The 5,087-nt window shown below is 75.0% G+C and carries 4 protein-coding genes; 3 read left to right on the forward strand and 1 reads right to left on the reverse strand.

What is annotated here, in order from left to right:
• The 3 genes from E1291_RS38905 to E1291_RS38915 form a co-directional block, all read left to right on the forward strand.
• Window positions 1–2,574: non-ribosomal peptide synthetase (locus E1291_RS38905; protein ID WP_131743032.1), on the forward strand; the 2,574-nt coding region annotated here is incomplete at its 5' end.
• Window positions 2,558–3,556: a TauD/TfdA family dioxygenase gene (locus E1291_RS38910; protein WP_207401181.1), complete on the forward strand. Its 999-nt coding sequence runs from the start codon at window positions 2,558–2,560 to the stop codon at window positions 3,554–3,556. The genes E1291_RS38905 and E1291_RS38910, both read left to right, overlap by 17 nt.
• 15 nt (window positions 3,557–3,571) lie before the next feature.
• Window positions 3,572–4,495 (forward strand): TauD/TfdA family dioxygenase, encoded by a 924-nt coding sequence (locus tag E1291_RS38915; RefSeq protein ID WP_131743033.1) that lies wholly within the window; start codon window positions 3,572–3,574, stop codon window positions 4,493–4,495.
• 122 nt (window positions 4,496–4,617) lie between these two features.
• On the opposite strand, the gene E1291_RS38920 is transcribed toward E1291_RS38915, so the two are convergent.
• On the reverse strand, window positions 4,618–5,087 hold a 470-nt coding region (locus tag E1291_RS38920; RefSeq protein WP_242614654.1), incomplete at its 5' end, for an alpha/beta fold hydrolase.

Genomic DNA, 5,087 nt, shown 5'->3' on the forward strand with positions numbered 1-5,087 from the left:
GGCGTCCTCGACTCCGAGCCCGACGCCGCCTCCCTCGTCTTCCTCACCATCTCGCTCGCCGCGTGGTGGTTCGCCGTCCGCGACGCGCGCGGCGCCGGGGTGCCCGTCGAGATCCCCCGCGCGGTGTCCGCCCGGCTCGACGCGCTGGCCCGCCGGCACGGCGCCACCCCGTTCATGACGCTGCTCACCGGGTTCGCCGTGCTGCTGGCGCGGCACTGCGGCGAGTGGGACGTGCCGGTCGGTACCCCCGTCGCGGGCCGGGCTCGGCCGGAGATCGAGGACGTGGCGGGGTTCTTCCTCAACTCGCTCACGCTGCGGTGCCGGCTGGACCCGGGGCTGTCGTTCGCCGAGGCCGTCGAGCGGGTCCGGGAGGTCGCCGCCGACGCGTTCGCCCACCAGGACCTGCCCTTCGAGCGGCTCGTGGACGAGCTGGCCTCGGCGGGCGACCTGTCCCGCACGCCCCTCTACCAGGCCGCTTTCGACCTCCAGGAGGAGGGCGTGACCGGCGTCGTCACCGCCGACGACGTCGCGATGGGCGCCTTCCAGCGGGCCTGGCGGGTCGCCAAGACGGACCTGACGCTCTTCCTGTGGCGGCGGCCCGACGGGTCGCTCGCCGGTGCCTTCGAGTACGCCACCTCGCTGTTCGAGGAGGCCACCGTGCGGCGCCTCGCGGAACGGCTCGTCCTGCTTCTGGAGGCGTTCGCCGCCGACCCGGCGACCCGCCTCGACGCGGTGGACCTGCCGGTGGGGGCGTCCGGCGCGGGCTCGGCCGGATGGAACGACACCGCCCGCGCCTGGGAGCCGGATGGGGTGCCCGCCCTGATCGAGTCCGCGGTCGCGGCGCATCCAGGTGCCGAGGCGGTCCGCTGTGGCGCCACGTCCCTCACCTATGCCGAACTGGACGCGGCCGCCGACCGGACGGCGCGCGCGCTGGTCGGGGAGGGCGTGCGACCCGGGGACGTCGTCGGCGTGTTCGCCGAGCGGTCCGCGGACCTGGTCGTGTCGATGCTCGCGGTGTGGAAGGCGGGCGCGGCCTACCTGCCGCTCGACCCCGCCCTGCCCGGCGAGCGCATGGCCGTCATGCTCGGCCAGGCCGGAGCCGTGCTCACCCTCGTCCCGGAGGCGCACCGCGACCGGATCGAGGGCAGGACCCTCAGCCCCGCCTCGGGGACCGCCGGGTCCGAGGACGCGGACGCGGCCGCCGAGCCGCTGTGGACCCACGTCGACCCGGACGCCGCCGCCTACGTGGTGTTCACCTCCGGCTCGACCGGCACGCCCAAGGGCGTCGTCGTCACCCACCGCGGGCTCGCCAACCACATCCGCTGGGCCGTCGAGGACCTGGCCTCGCGGGGCACGGGCGGCGCGCCGGTCTTCTCGTCAGTGGCCTTCGACCTGGTCGTGCCGAACCTGTGGGCGCCGCTGGCGTCCGGGCAGCGGGTCTGGCTGCTGCCCGCGTCGGCGGGGCTGGACGAGCTGGCCGCGCGGCTCGTCCCCGCGGGCCCGTTCGCCTTCGTGAAGCTGACCCCCGGCCACCTGGACGTCCTGCTCCACCAGCGCGGCGCCGAGGACCTCGACGGCCTCGCCGGCATCTGGGTGGTCGCGGGCGAGGCGTTCTCCCGGGAGTTGCTGCGCCGGTTCCGGGAGGTCGCGCCCGGCGCCGAGGTCCTCAACGAGTACGGCCCGACCGAGGCGTCGGTCGGGACGTGCGTCTACCCGGTGACCGAGCCGTTCGGCGGCGAGGTCGTCCCGATCGGCCGCCCGCTGCCGAACATGGCGATGCACGTCCTGGACGCCCGGATGCGGCCCGTCCCGCCCGGGGTGGTCGGCGAGCTGTACGCCGGCGGGACGGGCGTCGCGCGCGGCTACGCGGGCGCGCCCGGCCTGACCGCCGCCCGCTTCGTCCCGGACCCGGCCGGCCCGCCCGGCGCGCGGCTCTACCGGACCGGCGACCTGGTCCGGCGGCGCGCCGACGGCGCCGTGGAGTTCGTCGGCCGCGCCGACGACCAGGTGAAGATCCGCGGATACCGGGTCGAGCCGGGCGACGTGCGGGCCGCGCTGCTGACCCGCCCCGGCGTCCGGGAGGCGTTCGTGGCCTTCCGCGACGGGCGGCTCGTCGGCTACCACGTGTCCGAGCTCGGCGCCGACGACCTGGCCGCGCACTGCGCGGAGCGGCTGCCGGACTACATGGTGCCCGGCGCCTTCGTGCGGCTGGACGCCCTGCCCCTGAACGCCAACGGCAAGGTCGACCGGGGCGCGCTCCCGGCGCCCGAGCCGGCCGACGACGCGCCGGTGCCGCCCGGCAACGAGGTCGAGGCGCACATCGCGGAGATCTGGGCCGAGCTGCTCGGCCACGACCCGGGCGTCCGGCGGAGCTTCTTCAAGAGCGGCGGCCACTCCATCCTGGCCATCCGGCTGATCGCCCGGCTCCAGGAGGACTACGGCGTCGACCTGCCGATCCGGACCGTGTTCGAGCGGCCCACGGTCGCCGAGCTCGCCGTCGAGATCGAGGACCGGGTCCGCGCCGAGATCGACGAGCTCATCGACGAGGGAGACCACAGTGGCACAGGCATCTGACACCGGACCGGTGACCGCGCCGGACGTGCTGCGGCTCGGCCTCACCGGGCCCGAACGCGCCGATCTCGACCAGCTCGCGGGCCGGCTGGCGAAGACCCCGCCGGGCCTGGTCGACGACCCGGACTGGGTGGCCGAGGCCCGCGCGCTGTCCTGTCATCTGCCGCCCCGGCTGCTGGAGATGATCCGGCGCTACCGGCACGACCCCGGACCCGAGGGCGTCCTGGTCATCGGCAACCTGCCGGTGGACGCCGCCGCGCTGCCGCCCACCCCGACCGTCGCCGGTTCCGTCGAGCGGGCGGCGACCGTCCCCGCGTGCGTGGCGGTGCTCGTCACCCTCCAGCTCGGCGAGATCGTCGCCTACCGCGAGGAGAAGTCGGGGGCGCTCGTGCAGAACGTCGTGCCCGTCCACGGCCGGGAGAGCTCGCAGAGCAACGCCGGCTCCGTGCCGCTGGAGATGCACGTCGAGAACGCCTTCCACCCGCACCGACCCGACTACGTGGGCCTGCTGTCCCTGCGCAGCGAACGGGAGGGCACGGGCGGGACGCTCACCTCCTCGATCCGGACCGTCCTGCCGATGCTGCGCGAGGAGGACCGCGAGGTCCTGCGCCGCCCCCGCTTCGTGACCGAGCCGCCGCCGTCCTTCCAGTCGTCCGGGGCCGCCGAGCCGCCGCGGCACCCGCTGCTCGAAGGGGACCCCGCCGACCCGAACGTCCGGGTGGACTTCTTCGCCACGACCCCGGTGGACGTGGAGGCCGCGCAGGCGATGAGCCACCTCAGGACGGCGTTCCTGCGCGCGTCGAGGCCGCTGCTGCTGGCGTCGGGCGAGATGGCGATCGTCGACAACCGCGTCGTCGTCCACGGGCGCACCGCGTTCACGCCCCGCTACGACGGCGAGGACCGCTGGCTGCACCGCACGTTCGTGTCGCTGGACAACCGGCGGAGCAGGGCCCACAGGACGGGCAACGGCCCCGTGATGGACTGACAGGATGGCGAGCAGATGACCCTCCCCCATGTGATCGAGTCCGGCGGGACGGACCTCACCAAGCTGATCGAGCACGATCGGCCGCGGCTGCGCGAACAGCTCCGCGTGCACGGCGCGCTGTTGTTCCGCGGCTTCCCCATCGGCGGAGTCGAGGGCTTCCAGCCGGTCGTCGAGGCCCTGTCGGGCGAGCCGCCGCTCCAGTACGCCGAGCGGTCGTCCCCCCGCAGCTCGATCAAGGGGAACGTCTACACGTCCACGGACTACCCGCCGGACGAGGAGATCTTCTTCCACAACGAGAGCTCCTACCAGGACTCCTGGCCGAGGCTCCTGTACTTCTACTGCGCGACCCCACCCGACACCCAGGGCGCCACCCCGCTGGCCGACTCGCGGCTGATCTACCGGGCGGTGGACCCCGCCGTCCGGGAGGAGTTCGAGCGGCGCGGCTGGATGGTCGTCCGGAACTTCCACGCGCCGTTCGGCGTGCCCTGGCGGCAGGCGTTCAACACCGGCGACCGGGCCGAGGTCGAGGAGTACTGCCGCCGTCACCGCATCGAGTGCGAGTGGCTCGCCGACGACCATCTGCGCACCCGCGCCGTCCGCGCGGCCACGCACCGGCACCCCGACACCGGCGCCCCGGTGTGGTTCAACCACGCGACCTTCTTCCACCACACGACGCTCCCCGCCGACGTCCGCGCGGGGCTGCTGGCCGTCCTCGACGAGGACGACCTGCCGACCAACACCTACTTCGGCGACGGGGGCCCGATCCCGGCGGCGACGCTGGACCACCTCCGCGACTGCTACCGGGCCCACCAGGTCCGCTTCGACTGGCGCCAGGACGACGTCCTGGTCATCGACAACATGCTCACCGCGCACGCCCGCGAGCCCTACACCGGCCCGCGCCGCATCGCGGTGGCCATGGCGGAGACGCACGTCCTATAGGAGAGGGGAACCGGCTGGTCCGGACCCGGCTCCAGACCAGGTGGACGGACCCGGTGCGCGGGGGTCCGGCGCCCGGTCCGCCTGCCGGGTCCGGGCGGCTGGTCCGAGGGCCCGGGCGTCCGTCACGCCTGGGGGCCGGAACGTAGGAAGGGCCGCAGCAGCGAGAGCAGCGCGTGCGGACGGTCCAGCGGGACGATGTGGCCGCAGTCCTCGATCAGGTGCCCGGCGAGGTCGTCCGCGATCGGCCGCAACTGGTGTTCCAGGAGGGCGCCCACCGGCTCGGCCCCGATCGCGAGGGTGGGCACGGTGAGGCGTCCGCGCGTGCCTGTGCCGAGGAACCAGTCGACGTACTCCGCCTCGTGCCCGGCCAGCACGGTCTCGGCGAGCCCCGGGACCGCGTGGAACCCGAACCACCAGGGCGGCCCGCCGCCGGGGCCGCCCTCGGCGCGGGGCGCCCCGCCGAGTGACGACTCCATGAGGACGAGCCGCCGCACCAGGTCGGGGCGCCGCATCGCCAGCAGGAACGCGGGCGGCGCGCCCGCGTCGATCCCGGCGACGGCCGCCCGCCGCTCGCCGAGCGCGGCGAGCAGCC

This window comes from Actinomadura roseirufa, from assembly GCF_900659635.1.
GTDB lineage: Bacteria > Actinomycetota > Actinomycetes > Streptosporangiales > Streptosporangiaceae > Spirillospora > Spirillospora roseirufa.

What these genes read in the sequence shown, in the direction of transcription:
- E1291_RS38915 (WP_131743033.1), top strand. Translation starts at nt 3,572, where the DNA reads ATGACCCTCCCCCATGTGATCGAGTCCGGCGGGACGGACCTCACCAAG.